This is a genomic window from Thermogemmatispora aurantia (genome assembly GCF_008974285.1).
Classification (GTDB): Bacteria; Chloroflexota; Ktedonobacteria; order Ktedonobacterales; family Ktedonobacteraceae; genus Thermogemmatispora; species Thermogemmatispora aurantia.
Map to the genome: position 1 here is coordinate 1733463 of NZ_BKZV01000001.1, position 26788 is coordinate 1760250.

The 26788-nt window shown below is 59.6% G+C and carries 22 protein-coding genes; 8 read left to right on the forward strand and 14 right to left on the reverse strand.

Annotation, left to right across the window (positions count from 1 at the left end; translation table 11 throughout):
* Positions 1–190 precede the first annotated feature (190 nt).
* Complete coding sequence (locus KTAU_RS06780; protein WP_151727604.1) at positions 191–2473, forward strand: serine/threonine-protein kinase; 2283 nt, start codon at positions 191–193, stop codon at positions 2471–2473.
* Positions 2474–2886: 413 nt separating this feature from the next.
* Entirely contained in the window at positions 2887–4236 is a 1350-nt protein-coding gene (gene accC / locus KTAU_RS06785) for an acetyl-CoA carboxylase biotin carboxylase subunit (protein ID WP_151727605.1), read from the forward strand.
* A 40-nt stretch (positions 4237–4276) separates the two neighbouring features.
* Here the strand turns inward: accC and KTAU_RS21510 are convergent, their stop codons facing one another.
* Positions 4277–4444: a hypothetical protein gene (locus KTAU_RS21510; protein ID WP_170293108.1), complete on the reverse strand. Its 168-nt coding sequence runs from the start codon at positions 4442–4444 to the stop codon at positions 4277–4279.
* A gap of 64 nt (positions 4445–4508) precedes the next feature.
* On the opposite strand from KTAU_RS21510, the gene fabF reads away from it, so the two are divergent.
* From fabF to KTAU_RS06810, 5 genes are all read left to right on the forward strand, one after another.
* Positions 4509–5753: a beta-ketoacyl-ACP synthase II gene (gene fabF, locus KTAU_RS06790; RefSeq protein ID WP_151727606.1), complete on the forward strand. Its 1245-nt coding sequence runs from the start codon at positions 4509–4511 to the stop codon at positions 5751–5753.
* Between the two features lie 144 nt (positions 5754–5897).
* Positions 5898–6416, forward strand: coding sequence for an acetyl-CoA carboxylase biotin carboxyl carrier protein (locus KTAU_RS06795; RefSeq protein ID WP_151727607.1), 519 nt, complete (start codon positions 5898–5900; stop codon positions 6414–6416).
* A gap of 235 nt (positions 6417–6651) precedes the next feature.
* Complete coding sequence (locus KTAU_RS06800; protein WP_151727608.1) at positions 6652–7629, forward strand: TIGR03621 family F420-dependent LLM class oxidoreductase; 978 nt, start codon at positions 6652–6654, stop codon at positions 7627–7629.
* 162 nt (positions 7630–7791) lie between these two features.
* Complete coding sequence (locus KTAU_RS06805) at positions 7792–9300, forward strand: amino acid permease (protein WP_151727609.1); 1509 nt, start codon at positions 7792–7794, stop codon at positions 9298–9300.
* A 314-nt stretch (positions 9301–9614) separates the two neighbouring features.
* On the forward strand, positions 9615–11255 hold the full coding sequence (locus KTAU_RS06810; RefSeq protein ID WP_151727610.1) for an APC family permease: 1641 nt from the start codon (positions 9615–9617) through the stop codon (positions 11253–11255).
* 243 nt (positions 11256–11498) lie between these two features.
* Here KTAU_RS06810 and KTAU_RS06815 read toward each other — a convergent pair whose 3' ends face one another.
* Positions 11499–12869 (reverse strand): glutamine synthetase family protein, encoded by a 1371-nt coding sequence (locus KTAU_RS06815; protein ID WP_151727611.1) that lies wholly within the window; start codon positions 12867–12869, stop codon positions 11499–11501.
* 384 nt (positions 12870–13253) lie between these two features.
* Between KTAU_RS06815 and KTAU_RS06820 the strand changes: the two genes are divergently transcribed.
* Entirely contained in the window at positions 13254–13967 is a 714-nt protein-coding gene (locus KTAU_RS06820; RefSeq protein WP_151727612.1) for a zinc ribbon domain-containing protein, read from the forward strand.
* A 308-nt stretch (positions 13968–14275) separates the two neighbouring features.
* Here KTAU_RS06820 and KTAU_RS06825 read toward each other — a convergent pair whose 3' ends face one another.
* The 12 genes from KTAU_RS06825 to KTAU_RS06880 form a co-directional block, all read right to left on the reverse strand.
* On the reverse strand, positions 14276–15055 hold the full coding sequence (locus KTAU_RS06825) for a L,D-transpeptidase (RefSeq protein WP_228026338.1): 780 nt from the start codon (positions 15053–15055) through the stop codon (positions 14276–14278).
* Positions 15056–15476: 421 nt separating this feature from the next.
* The gene (locus tag KTAU_RS06830) at positions 15477–16124 is read right to left on the reverse strand and encodes a uracil-DNA glycosylase (protein ID WP_151727613.1); all 648 of its coding nucleotides are present in this window, start codon (positions 16122–16124) and stop codon (positions 15477–15479) included.
* 543 nt (positions 16125–16667) lie between these two features.
* Positions 16668–19094: a polyribonucleotide nucleotidyltransferase gene (locus KTAU_RS06835; RefSeq protein ID WP_151727614.1), complete on the reverse strand. Its 2427-nt coding sequence runs from the start codon at positions 19092–19094 to the stop codon at positions 16668–16670.
* 1122 nt (positions 19095–20216) lie between these two features.
* Positions 20217–20486 (reverse strand): 30S ribosomal protein S15, encoded by a 270-nt coding sequence (rpsO, locus tag KTAU_RS06840; protein WP_146747217.1) that lies wholly within the window; start codon positions 20484–20486, stop codon positions 20217–20219.
* Positions 20487–20939: 453 nt separating this feature from the next.
* The gene (gene rplL / locus KTAU_RS06845) at positions 20940–21326 is read right to left on the reverse strand and encodes a 50S ribosomal protein L7/L12 (protein WP_151727615.1); all 387 of its coding nucleotides are present in this window, start codon (positions 21324–21326) and stop codon (positions 20940–20942) included.
* Positions 21327–21394: 68 nt separating this feature from the next.
* Positions 21395–21940: a 50S ribosomal protein L10 gene (rplJ, locus tag KTAU_RS06850; protein ID WP_151727616.1), complete on the reverse strand. Its 546-nt coding sequence runs from the start codon at positions 21938–21940 to the stop codon at positions 21395–21397.
* A gap of 844 nt (positions 21941–22784) precedes the next feature.
* On the reverse strand, positions 22785–23492 hold the full coding sequence (gene rplA, locus KTAU_RS06855) for a 50S ribosomal protein L1 (RefSeq protein ID WP_151727617.1): 708 nt from the start codon (positions 23490–23492) through the stop codon (positions 22785–22787).
* A gap of 262 nt (positions 23493–23754) precedes the next feature.
* Positions 23755–24177 (reverse strand): 50S ribosomal protein L11, encoded by a 423-nt coding sequence (gene rplK / locus KTAU_RS06860; protein ID WP_112430144.1) that lies wholly within the window; start codon positions 24175–24177, stop codon positions 23755–23757.
* A 288-nt stretch (positions 24178–24465) separates the two neighbouring features.
* Positions 24466–25086, reverse strand: a complete 621-nt coding sequence (gene nusG / locus KTAU_RS06865; protein ID WP_112434188.1) for a transcription termination/antitermination protein NusG — start codon at positions 25084–25086, stop codon at positions 24466–24468.
* A gap of 586 nt (positions 25087–25672) precedes the next feature.
* On the reverse strand, positions 25673–25936 hold the full coding sequence (gene secE, locus KTAU_RS06870) for a preprotein translocase subunit SecE (RefSeq protein WP_170293109.1): 264 nt from the start codon (positions 25934–25936) through the stop codon (positions 25673–25675).
* Positions 25937–26087: 151 nt separating this feature from the next.
* Complete coding sequence (rpmG, locus tag KTAU_RS06875; protein ID WP_081838352.1) at positions 26088–26258, reverse strand: 50S ribosomal protein L33; 171 nt, start codon at positions 26256–26258, stop codon at positions 26088–26090.
* A gap of 400 nt (positions 26259–26658) precedes the next feature.
* Positions 26659–26788, reverse strand: a 130-nt coding sequence (locus KTAU_RS06880) for an EF-Tu C-terminal domain-related protein (protein ID WP_503827349.1), incomplete at its 5' end; no start/stop codon positions are given.

Here is a 26788-nt window from a genome sequence, read left to right on the forward strand (position 1 = left end):
AAGCGGAGCGAGAGGCAGGGCGGGGAAGTGAGATCAGTGGCAATCGTGAGGCACGGCAGAGTGGGTGCCCGCAGACCGACCGCGACCTGGCTAGCTGTGCTATGATATAGGATGGGTGAAGAGTGCGATGCGACGCCCCTGCCCGCCAGTGAGAACCGCTGCAGTTCGAGCCTGAGTGACGGGTTTTTTTATGACAACGCAGGAGCAGGAAGTCTTTTGTGATCGCTGCGGCATGGCCAATCCTCCAACGGCGCGTTTCTGTCAGCACTGCGCCGCCGCCCTGCCGTTCCAGCATACGACAGGAACCCTGGCAGAGGAGACGCTGCTGGCAGGACGCTATCAGCTGCTGAGCCTGATCGGTCAGGGAGGGATGGGAGCCGTCTACAAAGCCGCTGATACGCGCTTGAATAATCGTCCAGTGGCAGTCAAAGAGATGAGCAAAGTCGGCCTGACCCCGGCGCGTGTCCAGGAGGCCGAGCAGGCTTTTGAGCGCGAGGCCAACTTGCTGGCCGAGCTACGCCACCCCAATCTGCCGCGCATCTATGATCACTTTACCGAAAACGATCGCTCATATCTGGTTATGGATTTCATCGAGGGCGAGTCGTTGGAGGAATATCTGGCGCGCCAGGGCGGTGGTCCTTTGCCAGTTGACCAGGTGCTGACCTGGGCCGAGCAGCTCTGCGATGTGCTCGGCTACCTGCATAGCCATCAGCCGCCGATTGTCTTCCGCGATCTGAAGCCTTCTAATGTGATGATCGATAACAGCGGGCGCCTCTATCTGATCGATTTCGGCATCGCGCGCCTCTTTAAGCCGGGCCAATCGCGTGACACCACGGCCCTCGGTTCCCCAGGCTATGCGGCACCGGAGCAGTATGGCAAGGCGCAATCGACCCCCCGCTCCGATATCTACAGCCTGGGAGCTTTGTTGCACCATCTACTCACCGGCGTTGATCCCTCGGACCAGCCTTTCTTTTTCCGGCCTGCTTCCGAGCTGAACCCGGCTGTTCCCCCTGCTCTGGAAGCCCTTCTTCAGCGCATGCTGGAAATGGACCCGGAGAAGCGCCCCGCCAGCGCTCAGGATGTGCTGGAGGTCCTGCGCGAGTGCCGTGAGCCAGGCAGCTCTTCTCCACAAACGCATGCGCAGAGCGACACGAGTCGTCTGATCGAACAGGCTCGCCAGCTACGGTCGCAGGGCCGCCTGACAGAGGCGCTCGAACTCTATGAGCGCGTCCTTGCTCGCGACCCCTCGCAGGCTCTGGCCTGGCAGGGACGTGGTCTCACCTACGGTGCACGCTCCCAGCACCGCGAGGCCCTGGAGTCCTTTAACAAGGCACTCAATCTGGACCCCACGCTGGTCACCTCCTGGATTGGCAAAGGCACGGCGCTCAACGCCCTCCATCGCTATCAGGAAGCGCTTCAGGCCTTTGAGCGCGCACTCCAGCTTGAGGGACGTAACGCCACCGCCTGGAATGGGAAAGGGGCGGCGCTCTCCGGTCTGCATCGTGAGGCGGAGGCCCTGGCCGCCTTTGAGACCGCCCTGCGCTACGACCCCGGCATGGCCCGCGCCTGGTACAACAAGGGACTACTGCTCAGCCGCCGGGGACGCCAGCGCGAGGCTCTCGACGCCTTCGAGCGAGCTTTGCGCTACGATAATCAGCAGGCTCTGGCCTGGTGCGGCAGGGGGCAGGTGCTCCACGAGCTGGGTCAGGTGCGCCAGGCGCTCGACTCCTTTGAGGAGGCAACTCGACTGCAGACCGACCTTGTTCCCGCCTGGGCCGGTAAGGGCGCGGCCCTCTACGACCTCCAGCGCTGGCCAGAGGCCCTGAGCGCCTTTGAGCGAGCGCGCACCCTCGATCCTCACTATGCCCCCGCCTGGTATGGCATTGCTCAGATCTACTACGGCCAGCATCGCCTGCGCCAGGCACTGGATATGCTGGACGAGGCCCTCAAGTACGATCCAGGCTATGTCAAAGCCTGGATTCGGCGCGGCGCCATTCTGAGCGAGCAAGGCCGCCACGCCGCTGCCCTGGAAAGCTACAACCGTGCCCTGGCTCTCGACCCGAATCATGCCCTGGCCTGGCAAGGCAAAGCCGCCGCCTTGTATGCGCTGGAACGCTTTCCCGAAGCGCTGCGCGCCTACGACCAGGCTCTGATGCTGAATCGGGACCTGGCCCTCTGCTGGAACGGGAAAGGGAATACGCTCTATCGTTTGGGATACTATCGCCAGGCACTCGAAGCCTACAATGAGGCCCTGCGACGTGATCCTCAGCTTGCCTCAGCCTGGCATAATAAAGCGCTCCTTTGCCAGGAGCTGGGACGCTATGATGAGGCACTGGAGGCCGCCGAGCGCGCCATCCAAATCGCCCCCCATGATCCTGATCACTGGGAACGGAAAGCCGAGGTCCTCAAAAAGCTGCGACGGAAGCGCGAGGCACGCCAGGCCGAGGCCGAAGCCGCTCGCTTGCGTGGCTAGGCCACCACAGGCCCGCGGACGCTTTCCTGGCACAGCTAAGCTTGAAGTGCAGGTGCCCCCTGGCGCGTGGCGCGGCGGGGCCACCAGACCGCGGGCCTCATTTTCCCAGCCAGCTTGCCTCTTCTCCTCCCTCTTTCTTTTCTGCTCTTCTTTTCTTCTTTAATCACATCTTAACGCGTGGCACTGGCTGCTCACGAGACCGGAAATTCTCCCTCCTCCTCCCTTCTAACCAGCCAAGAGAGCAAGCCAGCTTGACCAGTGGGACATACGCCGTTGCCCCACTGGTCGCTTTCGAGCGGGCATGGTATAATAACCCGTAAATTGCCCCAGCCATCTCAGGCCGGGGAAAATCACGATGAGAGCAAGCATGGACTGCGCAGGTCCCCTGCGTCTGTCCTGTCCGATCAAAAGCCATGTTTCGAAAGATCCTTATTGCTAACCGTGGCGAAATCGCTCTACGGGTCATCCGCGCCTGTCGCGAGATGGGTATCCGCACGATCATCGCGCATTCCGAGGCTGATCGCGATTCGCTGCCGGTACGCATGGCGGACGAGCACATCTGTATAGGACCGGGGCCAAGCGGCAAAAGTTATCTTAATATTCCTAATATCATCAGCGCTGCTCTTATCTCCGGGGCCGAAGCTATCCATCCCGGTTACGGTTTCCTCTCAGAGAATCCCAGCTTTGCCCAGATCTGTGCAGATGTGAACCTGACCTTTATTGGCCCTTCCGCCACAGCGATGGCGATCATGGGCGATAAGGTCTCGGCCCGCGAGGCGATGGCCGCCGCTGGGCTGCCGATGCTACCGGGCACACGCGTGTTACGCACGCTGGCGGAGGCGCGAGAGGCCGCGCGCGAGATCGGTTTTCCCTTGATGTTGAAGGCTGCCGCTGGCGGAGGAGGGCGCGGCATCCGCCTGGTCAACAGCCCAGAGGAGTTTGAACGCGTCTTCACCCTGGCCCAGAACGAGGTGCGCGAAGCCTTCCGCGATGATGGCCTCTATCTGGAGCGCTACCTGCCGCGCGCGCGCCATATCGAGATCCAGGTCCTTGTCGATCACCACGGCAACGGCGTTCACCTGGGCGAGCGTAACTGCTCCTGCCAGCGCCGCAATCAGAAGGTTCTTGAGGAGTCGCCCAGCCCGCTGCTGCCTCCCGAGCTACGACAAGAGATCGGCATGAAGGCCATTCGCGCCGTGCAGCAGATTGGCTATACCAACGCCGGGACGCTGGAGTTCCTTCTCGACGATGAGAACCGCTACTATTTCATGGAGATGAACACGCGCCTACAGGTGGAGCACCCGGTCACAGAAATGGTGACCAGTGTCGACCTCGTCAAGGAGCAGATCCGCATTGCTGCCGGCGAGCCGCTGCAGCTGAAGCAGGAGAACATTCAGTTCCGCGGCCACGCCATCGAGTGCCGGATCACGGCAGAGGATGCCGAGGCCGATTTCCGCCCGCAGACCGGTGTGGTGGAGAAATATCTGCCGCCCGGCGGTCCTGGCGTGCGCGTCGATAGCCATCTCTACGCCGGCTACTCGGTTCCTCCACACTACGACTCGCTGCTGGCCAAGCTGATCGTGTGGGCCGAGGATCGCGACGCCGCCATTGCGCGTATGCAGCGCGCGCTGGATGAGTTCGTCATCGAGGGCCTGCCCACGACGATTCCTTTCCACCAGCGTCTTCTCAGACATCAGGTCTTTATCCGTGGAGAAGCCTATACCCGGTTCCTCCAGGAGGAGGCTGCCTCACTTGGCATCTGACCGGGTTCGCACTGGGTTCGTGCCGGGTCTCGCTGGGTTCTCAGCGGGCCTCTTCTTGCCGCTCTGTGTTCGTTCTCTGGCCGGTCAGCCTGGCTGGTCGGTCAGGCCAGTCAGCCAGCCTCTGCGGCTCGCGCGACTGCCTGGTTAACAGGTAGGTGCTCTCAATCAGGACCAGGGCTTGCTTGATTGACAGCGGATCACGTGCCATCACAGCACCTTACCTGCTGGCGCGAGAGCGGCTGAGAGAACCCGACTATAGAGGAGGTGACGTAATGAGACGTGTCGTTGTAACCGGTTTAGGGCTGATTACTCCCCTGGGGAACGATGTGGCGTCTTCCTGGGAAGCCCTCTGCCAAGGGAAATCCGGCATCGCCGAAATCGTCGGCTTCGATACCAGCCCCTTCCGCGTGAAATTCGGGGGCCAGATCAAAGACTTCGACCCTTCGGCCTATATGGACCGTAAGGAGATTCGCCGCACTGACCCCTACCAACATATCGCTATTGCTGCCACCAAGCAAGCGCTGGCTCAGTCTCGCCTGGAGATCAGCGAGGAAATTGCCGATGATGTGGGGGTCTATATCGGCAGCGGCATCGGCGGTCTGATGACGCTCCACGAGCAATTCCGCATCCTCTTCGAGCGGGGCCCAGACCGCATCAGTCCCTTCTTTATCAACATGATGATTGTCGATGGCGCCCCGGGCATTGTCTCGATCATGACGGGTGCACGCGGTCCCAACTGGGCCGCTGTTTCGGCCTGCGCGACCAGCGCCCATACGATCGGCGAGGCCTGGGAAACCATTCGGCGCGGCGACGCGAAGGCGATGATCGCCGGCGGCTCCGAGCGCGGCATCACACCGATCGCTATTGCCGCCTTCGATAACATGCACGCCCTCTCGCGGCGCAACGATGATCCACAGGGAGCCAGCCGTCCTTTCGACGCCACCCGCGACGGTTTTGTGATGGGCGAAGGAGCCGCGGTCCTTATTCTGGAGGAGCTGGAGTTTGCGAAGGCCCGTGGGGCAACGATCCTGGCCGAGATGGTCGGCTATGGCGCAACAGGCGATGCCTACCATGTGACTGAGCCGGCTCCCGGCGGCGCCGGTTTAGTGCGCGCGATGCAGATGGCCCTGCGTAAGTCTGGTCTGCGTCCCGAAGATATTGATTATATCAATGCGCACGGCACCTCGACGCCCTACAATGATCGCACCGAAACCCAGGCCATCAAGACCTGCTTCGGCGAGCACGCCTATCGCCTGGCGATCAGCTCCACGAAGTCGATGACCGGCCACACCCTTGGGGCCGCGGGAGCCGTCGAGGCTGTCATCAGCATCATGACGCTGCTCACCGGGATTATTCCACCGACCATCAACCTGCACCATCCCGACCCCGACTGCGATCTGGATTACGTGCCCAACCAGGCACGCCAGGCCCAGGTCAGGGTGGCCATGTCCAATTCAATGGGCTTCGGCGGACATAACGCCTGCCTGATCTTCAAGCGCTACGAGGAGAGCGAGTAGTCAATAGCTGTACTACGCTGTTGTCTGCTCGCCTCTCTAGATCTGAGTGAACCGGGGTGGATAAGCCTAGCTGGCGCACTGCTAGAGTGCTCAGGTACGGCCTGCTCCGGTTTGCTGTATGCCTTTAATCTGCGAGCGAGTGTGATGATGAGCAACAAGGAAGAAGATCGGAAGACGGCCTGGATCGAGCGCCTGGAGGAACTGGTGCACGTGCTCGAAGGCAGCTCGGTGGCCGAGTTGGAGCTAAATGAGCACGATCTGGAGATTATCATTCGCCGCCAGCCAGGAATGGTGCTGGTGACTGCCCCATCCGTTAGCGAGGTGGCGACCAATCCTGTAACAATGGTGCGTAGCCGGGGCGCGGCGAAACGGCCTGCAGGCGCCAGCAAAGCCGCCTCGGCGAAGAGCCGCGAGGAGGAGCGCACGCTGCCGGTCGTAGCACCGCTCTCCGGAGTCTACTACGCAGCCCCTTCGCCGGATGAGCCACCTTTCGTCTCGATCGGCGATGTCATCCAGGTCGGCCAAACAGTGGCCCTGATCGAGGCCATGAAATCCTTTAACGAGGTACCTTCCCCGGTCGCCGGGCGCGTGACTAAGATCCTGGTAGAGAACGGGGCAGTCGTTCAGAAGGACGAGGTGCTCCTGCGCGTTGAGCCGGTCTAGCCAGAATCGCTTGAACAGTCCGTGGAAGTCTGTTAACCCTCCTTCTACTCTCCACGAGCAGACAATCGTGAAGAGCGCGATCGAGAGCGCATCTCTGCTGTTCCAGGGACCTGGTCGGGAGTAGAGGCTTGCAGCATGGTCAGCAAACCGCCAGGTCCCTCTTGTCATCTCCTCCCTGCCATGAGTGCTCTGTTGCCTGGAGGCCAGCAGCCCGAAACAAGGAGCGTCGTACCGTATGAGTGAGATAGCTGATAATCGTCGTCCTCTGCGCTTTGGCGTCCTCTCACATAACACCACACCGGATCTTGCTACCCTGCTAGCACAGGCCCAGCGCGCCGAGCAGCTGGGCTACTCGACCTTTCTGCTGCCCGACCACATCGGCGATCAGTTTGCTACAACGCTGGCTCTGGCACGGATCGCCGCGGCCACCACGCACTTGCGCGTGGGAAGCTACGTCTTCGCCAACGACTTCCGCCACCCTGTCATGTTGGCGCGTGAGGTGGCCACCCTCGATGTTTTCACAGGCGGACGCTTCGAGCTGGGCCTGGGAGCCGGTTGGATGGCGAGTGAGTACCAGCAATGCGGCATTCCCTTTGCCTCGCCCGGTGTGCGCATAGAGCGACTCGCCGAATCTTTGCAGATCATCAAGGCCCTGCTGGCCGGTGAGCGACTTAGCTTCAGTGGTCGGCATTACACGATTGAGGGGCTGGCCCTGGCACTGCAGCCGCAGCAGCGCCCCTATCCGCCAATTCTGGTGGGTGGTAGCGGCAAACGCTTGCTCTCGCTGGCGGCACGGGAGGCGACTATTGTCGGCTTCTCCCCACGGACACAGACTATCAGCGTGGCTGGCCATATGAATCAGAGCCTGGATATACAGGATGCCCTGGCCCCCGCTCTGGCCGAGAAGCTGACCTGGGTACGTCAGGCCGCCGGCCCGCGCTTTGCTTCGCTCGAATTGAACCTGATCGTTCTCGAAGTCATCTTGACCGGCAAGCGCCAGCAGGCCCTGACCGAGGTCGCCGCCCGCTACGGTCTCAGCGAGCAAGAGGTTGCTACAACACCTTATTTCCTCATTGGCAGCTCAGATGAGATTTGCACTCAATTACTACACTATCGTCAACAATATTACATCTCCTATTGGGTCGTCTGGGAAGAATATATGGAGGCTCTCGCTCCAGTGATCGCCCTGCTGAACACTTCATCTTCTCCATAGCCATTCCTCCCATTGCAGACTGTCTGCCTGCCCTCCAGTCCTTTCAGTCAGACGCTATAGCAACTTACATTTATTACATTTGTGAAACAAATGCATTGACATGCGTAAAAGTATCTGCTATGGTGAGGGCATGTGGGAACTGCAATCATCGAAGGAGGTTCCATGATCACCAGTAGCCGGTCACAGGGGGATAGACCGCCGCATGTACTGACTTCTGAAGAGTATCCAGGTAAGGTCATGCCAGCGATACTGACCAGCTGGGACCTGATGACCCTCTATGTCTTGCTGATTTTCTTTCCGACCAACGTCTCTAATGCCATTGCAGGTGGCGCGGCGGGCATTACCTTCTGGCTAGTAGGAGCGATCCTCTTCTTTGTGCCCTGCGCCATTGCCACTGCCCAACTAAGTGTCATCTTCCCTCACGAAGGCTCGCTGTACAACTGGGCCTACCGCATCTTTGGCAGCTACATGAGCTTCTTTGTGGGCTTCTGTGTTTGGCTGCCTGCCCCACTGCTCTTGATGGCCACCAGCGACCTGGCGATCAGCTATATCCCGGGCCTCAACAGTGGCTGGCTGACTGCTCCCTGGCAGCAAGGTCTGGCTCTGAGTGTGGTCATCCTGATCTCGGGCTTCATGGCTGTGCAACCGCACCGCACGGTACAGAACATTACCAACGCCGCTTTCGTCCTCTTACTGATTGCCAGCGGTCTCGTCATTTTAGCGGGCATCGTCTGGCTTGCGACTGGACACGCGCCGGCGACGAGCTTCTCGCGGCTTTCAGATTGGCTGATCACCTGGGACCCAAAGACCGGAGGTAACTTCGGCCTCTTTGGGGTGATTACTCTGGGCTATCTGGGGGTCTATTTGCCGATCACTATGCAGGCGGAGGCGATTGCTCCCAGCGCAGAGACACGCCGCCAGTTGATCCTGCGTCATCTGCTGTGGGGGACACTGATTGTGGTGGTTGGCTATGTCCTCGTGACCTTCGCCATCCTGGTCGTCGAAGGGCCAAAGTCTGCCTATGTGCTCTTTGCCCTCGTGACTACTGTCGATACAGCTCTGGGGAAGCTGGCCGGCAACGTGGTCGCTGTCTGTATGCTGGGCGTCTTCTGCCTGGTGACGATGGTCTATAACCACATCTATGCCCGCTTCCTGATGGTGGCTGGCTTCGACCGCCGCATTCCGGTGGGCCTTGGCCTGCTCAACAACAATCGCCAACCAGCCCGCGCCATCGCCATCCAGACTGCCGCGGCCATCTTTATCACGATCCTCTTCTTTATGGTTATTCCTTACCTGTTCGGCAGCAATCCGGCAGACCTCTCCCTCGAGGTCTATTTCGTCGGTATTGGAGCAGGAACCATCTTATGGGCCTTCTCAACCATTTTCCTGTTTATTCTGATTCTGGCGCTGTATATACGCGATCGCCGGGCACTGCTGTTGAATCGTCTCGTGCCGATGCCCGTGCTACTGCTAAGCTCGGTTGTCGGTCTGATCACCGGCATCATCGCCATTGTTGACACGGCCCTCAACTCGTGGGTACCCCTGCTGACCAATCAGCAGTGGAGCCTGATTGTCGCAGGTTTGACGGCGGCGACGCTGATGATCGGTGCCATCATCAGCATGTTCGCAACCGGTGAGGCGGCCTGGCAAGAGATCGAGCGTGGGGCTTAGCCGGCAAGCGCGTTGACAGGGCCTGGCTCTGCTGTTATTGTTGGTAGCAGAGCCAGCCAGTCTATCCTGTTAGTGTTGCTGGTCGCCAGCGAGCCGGTACGCTACTCCCGCCAGTTGCGGAGCGGCGATCGTGCTTGCTGACCAGCAGCGAGGGGGCCAGCCAGTCAGTGGGTGAGCGGGCGAGCAGAGTAGCAGTGCGCCACGCCAGCAGCGTTGCCTTAACCCAGGGTAGCACCAGACTTACCGCTATTCAGCAATCAAGCGCTCTACAGATGATCTGGTCTTCATAGCAAGACCTGAACTGGAGGTGATTTATGGCATCTCAGGAAGAATTGGTGGGGCAGACGACGCCCGGCGCGGCCCTTCCCGAGGGCGACATCGCCCTGGAAGAGCGCCAGGACCTCGACAAGCTGCACATCAATGCCATCGGCATGCCCAGCGTCATGTACTACTGCTTCGCTGGGGCGGCGCCGATTGCGGCCATGTTCTTTAACGTGCCCAACATGGCAGCGCAGGCCGGCGCCAGCGTGCCGCTGGTCTTCCTGCTCTCGGCGATCGGGTTGCTGCTCTTTGGAATCTCGATCGTTTATTTCTCGCGCCGCCTGACTTCGGCGGGCGGCTTCTATACCTGGGTACGGCATGGCCTGGGAGCGGGCACGGCCTTCCAGGCGGGCTGGCTGATGCTCTTCGGCTACGCTATTTTCGAAGCCTCCTCTCAAGCGGCCTTTGGCGGCCTGGCCGACATTAATATTTCCACCTATCTTGGCTTCCACATGCCGCTGGGCTGGGTTACCTACGCCCTCATCGGCTGCGTCCTCGTCTTTTTGCTCTCCTTCTTCGACATCAAGTGGTCTACCTGGTGGCTCGCTCCCTTCCTTGTACTAGAGATCGGGAGTCTGGTGCTGCTCGACCTGATGATCACCATTCATGGAGGGGTCGCCGGCCATGACCTGCTCCATACCTTTACGCCCGCAGGCTCCGATCTCAAAGGGGTTGCCCCGGGTGGAGTGTTGGGTATCGGTGTGGCTATGGCACTCGGTATCTGGTCCTGGATCGGCTTCGAGGCCGGCGCCGTCTACGGCGAGGAGTCGCGTAACCCGCGCCGTGCTGTGCCTACGGCCATCTTCTCGGTGATCCTGATCATGGCTGTGCTCTACATCTGGACCACCTATAGCGCTGTCATTGGCCTCGGCTGGCAGCACGCCGGCGATACGCTGGGCAATATCGCTATTGCCCCAACCCCCTACTATAACCTGGCCGACCACTTCGTTGGTGGGTGGCTGAAAGTCCTGATGATCATCGCCGTGACAACGAGCAGCTTCGCAGCCTGTCTGGCCTTCCATAACGGGATGGTGCGCTACTTCTACGCGATGGGTCGCGAGGGCATCCTGCCGCGCGTTTTCGGGCGCACGCACCCGCGCTGGAAGAGTCCCCACTACGCTATCATGGCCCAGAGCTTGTTTACGATTCTGGTCATCATCTTCCTGGCCTTCATTATCCAGAAGAACAATCCTGATGGCAGCGTGAGCTACGCCCTGGGCATCGCCGATGGCAAAGTTTACACGCAGACCAGCGGCATTACCAGCTACGCCTGGCTGGCGACGATCGGCACAATCAGCTTCCTGGTGGTCTATATCCTGGTGAACCTCTCGACACCGGCTTTCGCGCTGCGCTTCGATCGCCAGAACTTTAATCCACTGCTCCACCTGATCGCGCCGATCGTCAGCTGCCTCTTCTTGCTGATTCCTCTGGTTTCGTTTATCATGCCGCCGTTGCCGGTGATTGGTGACTTCTTCACCGGCCTGGGCTTCTTCCCAACGCCCTTCCCCTTGAACATCCTGCCGCTCTTCGTCATCGGCTGGGTGATCATCGGGCTGCTCTATTCCTTCTATCTGGCACGGCGCCATCCCGAGCGCTACGAATTCTTGGGCCGTATCCTGCGCGCTGAGTCATAGCCCAGAGAGTAGCCTTCCCCTTACAGGTGGTGCTCAAAGCGCGTCACCTTGCCGGTAAGCAGGAAGAGGGATCGAAGTCGGTGCCCGCTGATCAAGTAGACCAGGCTGAAGCGCCGACCTCGGTCCCTCTGCTTATTGTTGCGCCTGCGGCCAGCGTAGACCGTCCAGTGCAGACCGTAAGGAGGAGGTCAGGAGAGCGGTCCTAAAGGCTGGGGGCCAGGCTCATTGCAGTCCGCTTTGGCTTTAGAAGTCGGCCAGATACTCCTGCTCTTCCCACTCCAGCTCGGCAGCCTGCAGACGCTGGCGCACATAGTCACCGCGGCGCTCCAGCTCCTGGCGCTTGGTCTTAATGAAGATCTCGGTAAACTGCATGCCCAGCAGGTCGCGGAGAGCCGTATCGGCCTCCAGATGCTGCAGAGCTTCCTCCAATGTGGCTGGTAGTGGCGCAAAAGCCTCGTGCTCTTCCGCCGGGCCTTCGGCCAGGGCGGGTGGCACGGCCTCCTCTTCGAGACCAAGCAGGCCCGCGGCGACAGTGGCAGCCAGCGCCAGGTAGGGATTGCTCATGCTCGATGGAGCACGGTTCTCGACGTGGGTGCCAGCATCGCCCGTATTCTTGACGCGTATCAGGGCTGTGCGATCGTCGAGGCCCCAGCTGAGATTGACCGGCGCAAAGGAATGATGCAAATAGCGGCGGTAGCAGTTCGGAGTCGGGGCGAGCAGCGCCAAGGCCCCTGGCATATGCTGGATCAGGCCCCCGATGAAATGATAGGCCAGGGACGAGAGGCCATGACGATCATTCGTGTCAAGAAAGGCATTGCGACCGTTGGCATCGCGCAGGCTGAGATGAACATGGGCCCCCGAAGAGGACTGGTCAAGAAAGGGGCGAGTCATAAAGGTGGCGTGATAGCCAAGCCGGCGCGCAATCATTTTGACGCCATTCTTGAAGGTATAGCCGTAGTCTCCCGCAGTGAGGGCATCCTCTGCATCGTAGGTGATTTCATACTGGCCTGGGCCATATTCACAATTGCAGGTCAGCATTTGCAAGCCCAGCTCGGGTAAGAGGTCCATGATCTGCAAGGGCACCGGGCAGGCGACATTGCGCTGGGTGTGGAAAATATGCAGGCGATCGAAAACAGGTTCCTTGCTCAGCAGATCCTGAAACAAATAAAACTCGTACTCGATCGCCGTATGGGCGCGATAGCCCAGGGCTGCCAGGCGCTCCAGGACGCGGCGCAGTACATAGCGCGGGGCTGACTCTACAGGAGAGCCGTCGGGCCAAAAGGCATCACAGATCACGCGGGCGCTCGCATCCAGCCAGGGCACGACTGCCGCGGTGGTCAGATCGGGGCGCAGGACCGCATCGCCATAGTTGCGCTCTTCACTTTGGTAGGTGCCAGGCACCAGATTGGTACCCGAATCCACCGTTGTCATGACACCGATCATGCGCAATCCATCGCGGGCAAACTGCTCCCAGCGGCTCAGAGGCACAATTTTCGAGCGGGCCATACCATGCATATCGGGCAACTCGAAGACCACATGGCGAATGCCTCGCTCCTGCCAGCCCCTGCTCAGCTCCTCAATGGTTGACACGTCGGGAATAGGCTTTGCTGTCATCAGATCCTCCCAATGCGATTACTCGGGCGCTGTCCGGCAGGCAGCCTGCTCATGACCAGCCGTCTGTCTCCCAGGACAAACTTTATTATTACTGATCCATCTGTTCTTGACAACGCTTGCCCGCTCAGGCGGCCATTTTGGACGAGCCTCCCGCGCCCGCGCCCACAGCCCTTCGCCCTGTTAGCCAGCGCTCCGCCTCTTTTTCTACCCGAATTGAATATTCTGTTCTATAAGAAGCAAGAGACCCATCCTTTGAGCGCAGCACGATCCTTGCTCAAGGAGCGTCAGAAGAGATACAATACAGGCTAGTTCCTTCTTGCGCACATGGGGGGCCGGTCTGGTTGACCGGTCAGGGCAGCAGCCCGGAAAGGAGACGCATCGATCATGAGCACGACTCATGTTGCTGCTCCACTCTTTCAACTTCAACAGTTAGATCTTGAGCTTGAACGCCTCGCTGCGGAGCGGCAGGGGATCATCCAGGCCCTGCGCGACAACCGTGCCCTGGCGAAGCTGCGTCAGGAGCTGGTCAGCGCCCGGCAGCAACTGCAAGCCGGGCAGCAGACCCAGCAAGAAGCAGAGTGGACACTAGAGGAGATCAGCCGCCGCCTGCAGACTCTAGAACAGCGCCTCTACAGCGGTATCGTGACCAGTCCCAAAGAGCTGACCAGCCTGCAGCAGGAGGTACAACACCTGAGAGCGCAACAAAGCCGTCAGGAGGAGCAAACACTGGAAGTGATGGACCTCATTGAGACGCTGCAGCGTCAGGTTGCTCAGCGAGAAGAAGAGCTACGCCGGGCCGAAGAGGATTGGGAGCAGCAGAGTGCCGCTCAGCGCGCCCGCCTCGACCAGCTGGAGCAGCGCCGGCACGCCCTTGAAGAGCAACGCGCAGCCCTGGCTAGCTCGCTTGCCGCCGACCTGCTCAATCGCTACGAGACCCTGAGACGCACACGCCAGGGCCGCGCTATCTCGCGCGTGGAGCAGAACTCCTGCCAGTGGTGCCGCGTTCTACTGACCTCCAGTGAGATGCAGCGCGTGCGCTTGGGCACCGAGATTCAAACCTGTAGCAACTGTGGACGCATCCTCTTTTACGATCGCTAGCTGCTCGCCCGGCTTGCATTGCCGAGGCAGCTGCGATGAGCAATGAAGGCGGGCGACCACCATTGATAAGACACAGGGACGAGGAGAGCCTGGGGGTTGAGAATGGGGAGCAGAATGTGCACGACTCGGGAGTGAGGGGAGGAGGCAAGGACAAGACCGGAAGATGGACGACGAGCGGCGCCTCCGCGCGAAGGCGCGGAGGCGTGATTGTGATCCTCTCTGATTGTCCGCCCGCCGGTCATCAGATCAGAGGCTGCAAGCACAGGCATCTCGGTGGCGCCTGGACCGTTAAAGAAAGAACCAGGCAACTAATTCGACTTGACGATGACCGTCGTCCCTACCGGCGCCCAGTTATAGAGCCAGGCCGCCGCCTTCACCGACATCTCCACACAGCCATGCGAACCCCAGGTCCAGCCGGCTACAGGATCATAGTGCCAGCCATTTGTGCCGGGACCGAAGATTCCATGCCACCAGGCATCGTGGAGGAAGTAGCCACCCCAGTCGAATTCTAGCGCATAGTTAATGAACGTTGGCGGATAATAGTAGGGCGAGCCAGGAGGCCAGGGCGAATAGAAAGTTGTCGGGTGCAGCTTGCGGAGCACATGGAAGGTGCCCGTAGGCGTGGGTAGAGAGGGCCGCCCCGATGTAATCGCCGTATTGAAAACCTGCTTGCCATTGTCATAGGCATAGAGCCACTGCTTCGATAAGACAACCACAATTACCTTACCGCTGCCATAAGGGCTGGCCTGGCTGCTGCTCTGCGCCTGGACAACTAGACCGCTATAGATGTAGAGTGGGGCACTATTGAGAGGGCTGATCCGATACCAGTAGGGACTGCCCCAGACATTTTGTCCGGCAACGCTTGCATAGACTGTTACGCTCGTATTTGGTGCATAAACGCTTACAACTGCATATTGAGTGCTCGGGCCTCGACGCACATTCGACCAGTTAATAGTGATGCCCTTCCAGGAGGTTGCGGCCTGGGCGGTCGCACTGGTGCCGGGGAGGGGAGCAAATGAGAAGGTCAGTGCTACGAGGAAGGCGAGCAACATGATAAGAGCAATATGCTTCCGGGAAATTGCTCGCATCGTATCCTCCATATTTAAAGAGCAGCTGTGCTTGCTGCTCTCAGTATACGTGAAGAAAAGCTAGCAAGCAAGAGTTAGTAGATCATCATGTATCAAAGTATTATGTAGCCGGTACCTTTTGGCCAAGGGCAAATGAGCGCAGCAAGTAAGAAACTCGGGTATCTTTGAGAGAGACACGCCTCAGCGGGGAGAGAAGAACTGGCAACAAAGAAGGACGCCCAGTGCGGGCGTCCCTGGCAGGCTGGTCCAACCAACCATCATCAACGAAGCAGAAAAAGAGGTCTTGCCAGGTCGCGAGCGTATCGTATGTGCAGCCGTGCTCTCTTTCTTCTCCAGTCACCGCCTCTTGCAGGCGATTCGCAGCCACAGAGAGCGGGTAGATAGAGCAGCCTGCGTCCGCCAAGCCAAGCCAACCCACCAGCTAAAAGAGCGAAAGCTGCTGAGGTGGCTCCTCTGGGGGATTGGCAGCCGGCGAGCTGGCGGAGCCGAGCTTCCCCTCGGCAGCCAGGCGTTCGGCCTCGGCCAATACCACCGGGATCTTCTTAAAGTCCTGGCGAATCGTCTCTTTCAAGCTTGCCTGATGGAGGCCAGCAGCCGGATGATACATCGCCATACAAATATAGCCGTCCTTCTTTTGAGCCTTGCCGTGAATCGCGCTAATCTTGGCTGAGCCAAAGAACTTGGCCATCGAGTAGCGTCCCAGTGTGACAATTAGCAGCGGCTTGATGGCAGCAATCTGGCGATCCAGATAATCGTTGCAGGCGCTGATCTCCTCGGGGAGGGGATCACGATTATTGGGAGGACGGCACTTCACCACATTGGTAATAAAGACATCCGAGCGCTTGAGATTAATACTCTGCAGCAGCTCATCGAGGAACTGACCGGCAGGCCCCACAAAAGGCCTCCCCTGCTTATCCTCATGGTAACCTGGTCCTTCACCGATGAAGAGAATGCGAGCGTTCGGAGGACCTTCGCCTGGGACGGCCTTCGTGCGCCCTTTACAGAGGTCGCACTTAGTGCAGACAGAGACCTCCGCAGCTATCTCCCGTAGAATCTCCTCTGGCGACATAGATACCTCTCTAGTAAGTTGCTCTGTTCTATCGGCGCAGGTCATTTTCTGGATTGGCAACCATTATGGGATGTTTCAGCCCTCGCCGCAAGAGGCATAGGACCTGCAGGTACTCCCGGCGAAGACCAGCATTGAATGGCCTCGCGCATGACTAGCTGTGATGTAACAGGGCCAAAAGGAGGACGCCAGAGCCTGACGCTAGCCAGCATTCGATCGAGGTACGTACAGCAAGGAGGCGTCAGACCGCATGTCCTGGCTGTGGCTCGTCCGCTTACAGCGATCGTTCCTGCTCATCCTGGCAAGCCACGAGCCAGTTGCTCTGAACGGAGTCAGTGCAGCGAGCCAAAAGCAAAGAGGAGGGCAGCCTGCCGGCGGAATTTGCCTCCAGCGCGGCCCCCTCCTGCATCAGGCACTTGCAGCGTCTGTCTAGCAGCTATCCTATCCGCTCAAGTCTACTCAAGCGGTGCCTGCGCCACGACCGACGTCACACCGACACCGACACCGACTGATGCCAGGCCCTGGCTTCCTCACAGGCAGTGAGCGCTACCATCGGCGCTCGTTGGGGCGAGGGCCAAAGCCGCTGTCACGCCGCGGGCCACCAGAGCCGCGGCCAGAGCCACCAGAGCCACCCGGGCCCATCGGACGGCGCTGCCCGCCACTGAAGTTACCACTATTGTAGCCAGGTGAACGCCCGCCACCGCCGCGCTCCGAGTAGCCACCACGGTCGCGCCCACCGCCACCATAGCCGACATTGCGTCCAGGGGCTGCCAGATCGCGGTCGCGCCCACCTCCATAGCCACCGCCACGACCTGAGCCACCACGGTCGCGCCCGCCACGGCTAGCAGCGCGATCGCTATCCAGCTCGGCCTGCGAAGGCAGTTCACCGCTGAGAGCCGCACGGCGCGAGAGATTGATGCGCCCCTGCGAATCGACCTCAATGACCATCACTGTGATCTCATCGCCCACCGAAACCACATCCTCGGGACGCGACACCTGATAATCGGCGAGCTGCGAGGTACGGACCAGGCCTTCCTTGCCGGGCAGAATCTCGACAAAGGCTCCGAAGTCGACCAGGCGGCGCACCGTCCCCGTATAGATGCGACCGACCTCCACCTCCTCGGTCAGAGCGCGGATGGCATCCATCGCCTGCTGCATCGCCTCGCTGGAAGTGGCCGCGATATTGACCGTCCCGTCGTCCTCAATATCGATCTTGGCGCCGGTCTCATCCTGGATCTTGCGCACCGTTTTACCGCCGGGGCCGATCACCGCACCAATCTTATCAGGATTGATCTTCATGGTCTGGATGCGTGGAGCGAAGACCGACAGCTCCGGACGCGGAGCATCGAGGGCATCGAGCATCTTCTCCATGATATACATGCGGCCCTCGCGTGCCTGCTCCAGGGCCTTGGCCATGATATCGTAGCTGATGCCCTTGACCTTGATATCCATCTGGAGGGCCGTCACGCCATCGGCGGTGCCGGCGACCTTGAAGTCCATATCTCCCAGGGCATCCTCGATCCCCTGAATATCGCTCAGCACAGCCCACTTGCCGGCGCGCTCGCCCTCGCCCGTTACCAGTCCCATCGCCACCCCGGCCACCGGTGCATGGATGGGAACACCGGCATCCATCAAAGCCAGCGTCGTTCCGCAGACTGACCCCATCGAGGTTGAGCCATTGGACGAGAGCACATCAGAGACGGCGCGGATCGTGTAGGGGAACTCCTCCTGCGAGGGGATCACCGCCAGCAGAGCGCGCTCCGCTAAGGCTCCGTGACCAATTTCGCGGCGGCCTGGGCCGCGCAGCGGTCTGGTTTCACCGGTCGAGAAGGGTGGGAAATTGTAGTGATGCATAAAGCGCTTGCTTTCGCTGGGGGTCAGACCGTCAAGGATCTGCTCCTCACCTGGCGAGCCAAGCGTCACCACACTCAGCACCTGGGTCTGACCACGCGTAAAGAGGGCCGAGCCATGCGTGCGCGGCAGCAGACCAACCTCGCAGGTAATTGGGCGGATCGTCTTCAGATCGCGACCATCGGGCCTGATCCCATAGTCCAGAATCTGGTTGCGCACATAGGTCTTCAGCTCCTTCTCGTAGAAGGCCATAATCTCCTTCAAACGATCGGGATACTGTGCTCCAAGCGTCTGCACCAGTTCGTTCTGGACCACGGTCAACGCCGCCGAACGGGCTGTCTTATCGGGGTGGTTCACCGCCTGCTCCAGACGCGGCTGCACGAACTCGGCCACCTGGCGCTGCAGTTCCTCATCGACAGGAGGTGTCTCAAAGGGCCGCTTGGCCACATTCACCGCCTGCATGAGCTTCTCTTGCATCTTAATAATATCCTGCAGCGCCTCCTGGCCCCGGATCACCGCCTCCAGCATGATATCTTCGGGCAACTCCTTAGCCCCAGCCTCGACCATCATCACTGCATCCGCCGTGCCAGCTACCACCAGATCGAGGCGACTGCGATCCATCTGGGACTCCAGCGGATTGATCACCAGCTCGTTGTCGATGTAGCCCACGCGCACCGCACCAACTGGGCCAGCGAACGGGATGTCGGAGATACAGAGGGCAGCCGAGGCACCGATGATCCCCAACACATCGGGATCATTCTCCTGATCTACAGAGAGTACAGTGATAATAATCTGCACATCGTTGCGGTATCCTTTCGGGAAGAGGGGGCGAAGAGGGCGGTCAGCGAGGCGGCAGGCAAGAATGGCGTGCTCGGAAGCCCGCCCCTCGCGCTTAATAAACCCGCCGGGGATCTTACCGGCGGCATACATACGCTCTTCAACGTCAACGGTCAATGGAAAAAAATCAATGCCTTCACGAGGCTCTTCACTGGCTACGGCGGTCGCCAGGATCACAGTATCGCCATAGCGCAACAGGACTGCGCCATTGGCCTGCTCAGCTACTCGTCCCGTTTCAATGCTCATGACGCGACCGCCAATGACAGCTTCTTGACGATGGATCATAGTTCCTCCGACTACTATACACCCCTTGGCTGGACCGTAGACCTGGAAACTCTCCTTGCTTCACGGGGACGTAACGGGGTGCTTGTGAACAGACAACTGACCGACTACTACTACTACTTCTACTCTTGCTCGCAACGATAACCTGAATAAGATCCCCTGCCTCTGCTCTTTCTTGACTGGCTGTCTGACTGACTTCCTTCCGAACCGCTACAACAAGCGAGCGAGTAAGAAGAAGGAATGAAACCGCGCTGCTTTCAGCCCCTTACTGGAAAACCCTCATACGAATACGACCGCGCGATCATCAACCGTCCGATCGCTGGTCATTCACTCAAGATGCGCAGATTAGCGATTCACTGTGCCTTCTCTCTGTCAGTAGCTGTGCCACTCTGGCCTGCCAGCGCTCCTCTGGCTGACTGACAGGCTGCCGACGTTCTACTCCTGACCAGGTCCATAGCAAGCGGAGGGCGCTGTGCCTGGTGGAAAGGAGGTTCTGCCGCCTTCTTGCGTTCTTTATTCTCTCTTCGGCCAGGCGAGACGGGACAAAACGGATCTTCTGTTACCTTGCTTCCTCACTCACTTAACTCACTTACTCACGCCGACTGATTCTCCGCCTGGCTGGCTGTGCACAGGCTGCAGTCTCGCCCCCTGGATTGGGCAAGACTCAGGAACGATCGCCCATGATCTCGGGCAAACAACATACATAACGTAGTCTTCAGTACTACGTATAGCCCATCACGCGCAAGTGTGAGAAACGAGCCACTCTTACGCTTGTCCGGCCTATGCCCAGGTGAGCAGGCCATCCGGGCGCCTGGACTCTCATCCTGGCGGGCGAGGCGCTTGCTGGCCATCTCACTCCTCCAGCGGCTCTGCTCAGGCTGGCTCTCCAGCCAGGAGGCGCGCCACTGGACTCGTAACGCAGGACCTCGTGCCCGTGGCCACCCAGCGAGCGGTCGGCAAGCGTTACATGAGATAGCACTCCTCCTCTCTTCCTTCCTGCTTGCTTTTGCTTCCACTCTCACCCTTAGACCACAGAGGGGCGTCCGCGAGGCGAGTTAGCGGAGGAGGAGCCAGGAACCATGCCGACCGATCGCTTGCCAGATAGCCGGGTCCTGCTTTCGTGCCTTAGTGGCGCAGACCGAGCTTGGCAATCAGCGCCCGATAGCGCTCCGGGCTTTTGCGGCTCAGGTAAGCAAGCAAACGACGCCGCTGACCCACCAGCATCATCAGGCCGCGACGGGAATGAAAATCATGCTTATGAATCTTCAGATGCTCGGTCAGCTGATTGATACGTGCCGTCAGCAGCGAGACCTGCACCTCAGGCGAGCCGGTATCGGCCTCGTGGATACGAGACGAAGCGATAATGTCAGTTTTATCCTCGCGAGTCAATGCCACCCTCTGTTTCACCTCCTCATCAGGCTCAGGTGAGATGACCAAACTTTTAGCGGGTTTGAGAGGATGCTCTGACGAGCGCCTCTCAGCCTGAGTAGTCCTGGATGATACACCCATGCATTATATCACGCTAGTTTGTCAGCGTCTAGATGGCTCTGACGCTTGCTGCCGTGAGAGGTTCGCCTGGCTGTCAGGCTCTTCCGCCAGCCTAGAGCGGTGTTCCGAGATTGCTGAGAGGACAAGAGCCGCTCAGCGGCTCCGCTCGCGGGCCGCGAGCGGGGAGCCGGGCCAGGTTACTGTTATTTACTGTCATATTCTGCCCAAGACAACAGTGCAGCAGCAGCAGCCATTAGAGCAGCCAGGAGAGGGGCGCTCACCACAGCGGCAGGCCGCATGACGCGGGTTGCCTGGCGGGGCGTCCTCTCCTGACCTGACGAGGCGTGGAGCCAGCGAGTCTTACTTGATGGTGACCTTGGCACCCACTTCCTGCAGCTTGGCCGCGATCTGTTGGGCCTCCTCCTTGGAGACGCCCTCCTTGACCGGCTTGGGGGCGCTCTCGACCAGCTCCTTGGCCTCCTTGAGGCCGAGGTTGGTCAGCTCGCGCACCACCTTGATGACCTTGATCTTCTCGGCGCCAACCTCGCTCAGGATGACATCGAACTCGGTCTTCTCTTCCTGCTGGGCCGCGGGGGCCGCCTCAGCAGGAGCCGCCGCCGCGGGGGCCGCAGCTACGGCGACCGGGGCCGCGCTGACCCCCCACTTCTCCTGAAGCTGCTTGGTCAGCTCAACGAGTTCCAGAACGTTCAGCTTTTCAATTTCTGCAATGATGCTCTCAACGGACATGGAGCAACCTCCTCGGATGCGTATGGTCTTGTGATAGACAGACTAAGCAAAACTCAACATACGTGGCATTACTCAGACTGCGCCTGCTGTTGCTGCTGTAACTGCTCAGCACGCGCCTGCAGAACGTAGCAGAGGTCGCGTAAGGGAGCAGTCAAGAGGCTATAGGTTGTAGACAGTGGTCCTTGCAGACCACCAACCAGCTGGGCCTGAGCCGAAGGCTTGCCGCCGCTGATCTTGGCCAGGGCCTCGACGCGCTCCGGCGTCAGCGAGCGCCCTCCCAGAATTGCCGCCTTGAGCACCACCATGTTCGAGTTCTGCAAGGAATCGACGATTGCCTTGGCGGCTGCCACTTCATCATCGTAGCCAAAGGCCACGGTTGTCTGGCCGTGAAAGATGTTCGGATCAACGTCCGCCAGCTGATTGCGCTGGGCGGCGAGACGCAGCAGGGTGTTTTTGGCCACCTGCACCTCGACATTCATCGGGCGCACCTTGCTGCGCAGCTCGTTCATCTCCTTGACCGAAAGTCCCTGCGTCTGAATCAGGATAGCGATGCGCGAGCGCGCCAGCTTCTCAGCCAGTTCTTCGATCTTTGCCGCCTTTGCCGGTGTAGGCATTCCACGCTCCCCTCCTTTCTTTTTAGTTTGTCGTCTTTTCCTCTCGCTTGAGAGAAGAAAGCCGCTTGCCGCTCCGCTCTTCCCTCCCTGCAGGTAAGGAGAGGCACTTAGCGCCCTGAGCAGAGCAGGCCCGGACAGTACGCTGTCGATGACAGGCAAGTACGCACCGAGAGCAGGTCAGCAGGAGAAGGCTCCCCTCTCCAACTGGCCCCGAGCCAGCCCCGTCCGTGGCCTGGCCTGTCAGCGGAGGAAGCGGGCCTCAGTCGGCAGGCTATCCACGCGCTATGGGGATCAGCACGTACCTCAGCTGCTGACCAGTTAACAACAACAAGCCGACATGACTCTTCCGGGAGCGCAAGAAAAAGGGCCTTCAGTGCGACACCGAAGGCCCGGAGGCAAGCTTACGTTGGTAGCAGTAGCGGTGGATGGATCGCAGATGTGCGTAGTGCATAGAGAGCGCGGAGGCGGCCCGCTCAGTGCTAGGCAGCCAACACGGCATAGGACACACGCTGTCTTGCAATCCTTCCCCCTTTGCTCTGCCCTGCCTTGCGAAGGCTTTGCCGGCCATATAGCAGCCAGAAGCAGAGCAGGCTCCTCGGCAAGCTGATACCGTACGGTATCATTTACATGCCCCGGGCATACTTGCTGTCTTCGGTCGCAAAGGTTAAAGGTTACAGGCTGTTCAGATTATAGGCAAGAGAGGGGCACACCGTCAAGCTACAGCCGTGAGAGAAGGCGGGCGCAGGCCCCTCCTTTCTACGGCACTCACAAGGCCATTCCTGCCAGTGAAGTGGAGAGAGAAACGCATTGCTCACGGCGGCCTCGTCTCTGAGTTTCTGCCAGGCTAGGCGCGCAACGAGAGAGCCGACTGAAGATCCAGCGGCACCCCGGGCGACATTGTTGAAGCCAGGACGACGTTGCGAATGTAGGCACCTTTGGAGCTGGCCGGCTTGGCGCGCATCACCGCATCGATAATGGCCGCCAGATTTGAGAGCAGGGCCTCATCGCTAAAAGAGAGCTTGCCCGCCGGCACATGTAGCAGCCCCGTGCGATCAACGCGGAACTCCACACGCCCGGCCTTCGCCTCCCGTACGGCGCGGGCCACATCCATCGTGACTGTGCCTGTTTTGGGATTGGGCATTAAGCCCCGAGGGCCAAGTTTCCTACCGAGCCGGCCTATCTTCGGCATGACATCCGGCGTCGCGATCGCCACATCGAAGCCCAGCCAGTCATTTTCAATTTGCTTGATCAAATCATCGAGGCCGACAAAGTCGGCGCCGGCGGCCTCGGCTTCGCGAGCCTTCTCGCCTTGAGCAAAGACCAGGACCTTGACCTCTTTGCCGGTACCCGCTGGCAGCAAGGCCACGCCGCGCACCATCTGATCAGCGTGCCGCGGGTCAACCCCCAGGCGCATGTGTATTTCAAGGGTTGGATCAAACTTGACGTAATTCATCTTCTTGAGCAGAGAAACGGCCTCTTGAGGCTGATAGAGCTTTCCCGGCTCAAGTAACTTCAAGGCTTCAAGATATTTCTTTCCGTGTTTCTTTGGCATAACAGTAAGCCCTCCTTGTGGTGATCTACCGCAGTGACTGACGGGCAGCTGCTTAGAAAAGCTGGTCGCGACCTTGTCCTGTCCTGGCGCTCATCAGGTCGGCAGCGAGGATCATTTCTACTGGCCAGACCCAACCTGGCGTAGGCTGGAATGAGCCACAAGGCCCCCTTGCACGGAGGACCGTCCACGCCGAGCAGGTTGTGAAATAGACCCGACCTGAGTTGGGTGCCTGGCCTCTGGCGAGCGAGGTCGCGCCTGCGGTTCAGACAACGGTAATTCCCATACTGCGGGCCGTCCCCTCGACGATGCGCTCAGCGGCCTCGATATCGTGGACATTGAGATCCTTCATCTTGAGCTGAGCGATCTCACGCAGCTTGGCGCGGTCGATCGTACCGACCTTCGTTCTGCCAGGGGTCCCAGACCCCTTCTCGATCCCCGCCGCTTGCTTCAGCAAGAACGTCGTTGGGGGTGTGCGCGTCACAAAAGTAAAAGAGCGGTCCTCGTAGATGGTGACCTCGGCGGGGATAATCATGCCCCGCTGGCTTTCTGTGCGAGCATTATACTCCTTACAGAAAGCCACAATATTGATGCCCTGTGAGCCAAGCACCGTACCGACCGGGGGCGCGGGCTTAGCCTCACCGGCGGGCAGCTCCAGCCTGATCACAGCCTTGACACGTTTTGCCATTGTAACTCCAGCTCCCTCAACAAGCGACAATGCAAAATGAGTGCGTGCTCGTGCTCATGCCAGTCCAAGCTAGAGCCAGAAGAGTCAGGCCCTTCTTCAAACGGCAGGGGCTGGCAGTGAGCGGCGACGCCAGGGCCTGGCGGCAGGCGCCGCCGAGGCGATTCCGGCAGAGGCCGGAGCGCCTGGCTGGCCTGGCAGGACAGCCCGCTGAGCGTCGCCTTTCCAGCATGCAGGTATGTATGAAAAAGTGGGAGGTTTAGCTTAACCTCCCGCCTCCATTGTTGATTGTTAAATCTTCTCGACCTGGAGAAAATCCAGGACCACTGGCGTCTCTCTCCCGAAGAAGGAGACGAGAACCGTGACTTTGTTACGATCCATATTGATGTCACTGACGGTCCCGATGAAATCGGTGAAGGGGCCGTCGATGACACGCACACTCTGACCTTTGGTGAAGCTGATTTTCGTCTTCGGCTTCTCGGCTTCCTCAGAAACCTGTTTCAGGATTGCCCTGACCTCATGTTCCTGGAGAGGCACCGGGCGCGTTCCCGACCCGACGAAGCTGGTGACCCCCGGCGTGTTGCGCACCACATACCACGACTCCTCGGTCAAGATCATCTCGACCAGCACATAGCCAGGGAAGACTTTGCGCTGTACCGTCCGCCTCTGCCCCTGCTTAATCTCCACCTCTTCTTCCATTGGCACGACGACCCGAAAGATCTTATCGCGCATGTTCATCGAGGCAATGCGCGCTTCGAGATGGCTCTTGACTTTATTTTCGTAGCCGGAGTAGGTGTGGATCGCGTACCAGGCACGCTCTCCAGCACCAGGGCTACCTGACTTCGACAGCGCGGTGCTGAACCGCGTTTCCGAGCCAGCCCGTTCTTTTGGATTTGGGTCATCAGCAACCATGGTATTTCCCTCTTGCTTATTGCCCGCTAAACCTGGCACCCCAACCTCAGCGGCGTCTTGGCCGGCCACTGGGAGGGCGTCCTTCCAATTCGTCCATTCCATATCCACAGAAATTACAACACAGAGGCGCGGGAATCTATTGCTCCCCCTCTTCGCTAGATAAGACCTGCAGGCGATCGCTCTTCCCTACCCAAGGAGGGATCTATTGCTTCGGCCCCGACAGGCCCCACGAAGATCAGGCCAGCGCTTCTACACTGATCAGCCGGGCCAACCGGCGCCTACCTCCTGAAAGGTCTCTCCCCAACGCCCTCGCCTGGCATGGCGTTAATTCCCATTCCATTCCCAGCCTTCAGGCCGCGCCTCTCTCTCGCTCAGCTCTTGCCCACCACCACGCTCTAAGAGCAGCTGGCTCTACTCTCAGCACATCCGATCTGCCAGCGTAGACCCTGCCAGATCGCCCCGTCCAGCGCCTCAGCCTCAGCCCTCACGACAAGGGCACCGCAGCGCCACGCCGTCTTTGACAGCAAAGGGCAGGCGCGCAACCAGCGCAGGCAGCAGCTCGCACGCTTTACCCACCTGAAGGGGCCTACCTGGTACCCGTGATCAGGCGGAACAGCTGGAAGAGACCAATATCGACCAGCCCGAGGACGATACCGAGGGCGACGGAGAGCGCAATGACAGCGATCGTCATATTGCGCGCCTCCTCGAACGTTGGCCAGGTGACCTTATAGCGCAGCTCGTAATAGGCCTCGTAAGGGAAGCGGAACAGCCTCAGCTGAAGCAAGCGAGCAAAAGCGGACGGCCTCTGTTCGCGGCGTACCTCCTGACGGCCCTCACGTCGCTGCGTCATCCGCTTCGACTCCTTGGGGGCAGAAGCCTCCTTCTCGCCGCGGGGCTTGGCCTGCAGAACCTCGCTTGAGGCGGAAGTAGCCTTTTTCTTCTCGGCCATTTTGTTTGCCACGTTGACCCTTTCTCGATCAGGAGTGATCGTTGCCCGGCTATCATCTGGTCTCGCGATGGATCGTATGTGTGCGACAATTGGGACAGAACTTCCTCAGCTCAAGGCGATCCTGATGAGTGCGCCTGTTCTTTGAGGTATGGTAGTTGCGATGCCGGCAATTTGAGCAGGCAAGAGCAACAATGATACGATTCTCTTTGCTTTTGCTAGCCATAGTTCTCTCCGTTCAGGGATGCCACCCTCCTCTGACGGCAGTAGGAGAGTTGCTGACCGTCAAGTCACTCACGTATGCACGAAGGTCAGGAAGGGAACAACAGCCGGGCACCTCTCGCGCGCTGCTGCACTGGCCAGTATGGCAGCTCGCTGAGCCGCACTGGGCTTCCCTTCCTGACCATAAGGTCATCTGCTGTTGTCCGCGCTGTACCGCTGCGCGCTGGAGCACTACGCCGTGAGCGCTCACCCTCTACCTGACCGTGGGCAGCTACTGGCCTTTTTCGCTCATTGCATTGCTCCCAGCCAGGGCGGTAGGGATGATCACCGCTGGCAAGCGCCAGCCAGCCAGCGAGGCGAAGGCTGACGAGGTAGCAGATACTGACCGACAGAGGCCGGGCAGCTTACTCCAGCACCTCGGTGCAGACGCCCGCGCCGACGGTGCGGCCACCCTCGCGAATGGCAAAGCGCACACCCGCCTCCATCGCCACCGGATAGATCAGCTCCACCGTCATGTTCACATGGTCCCCCGGC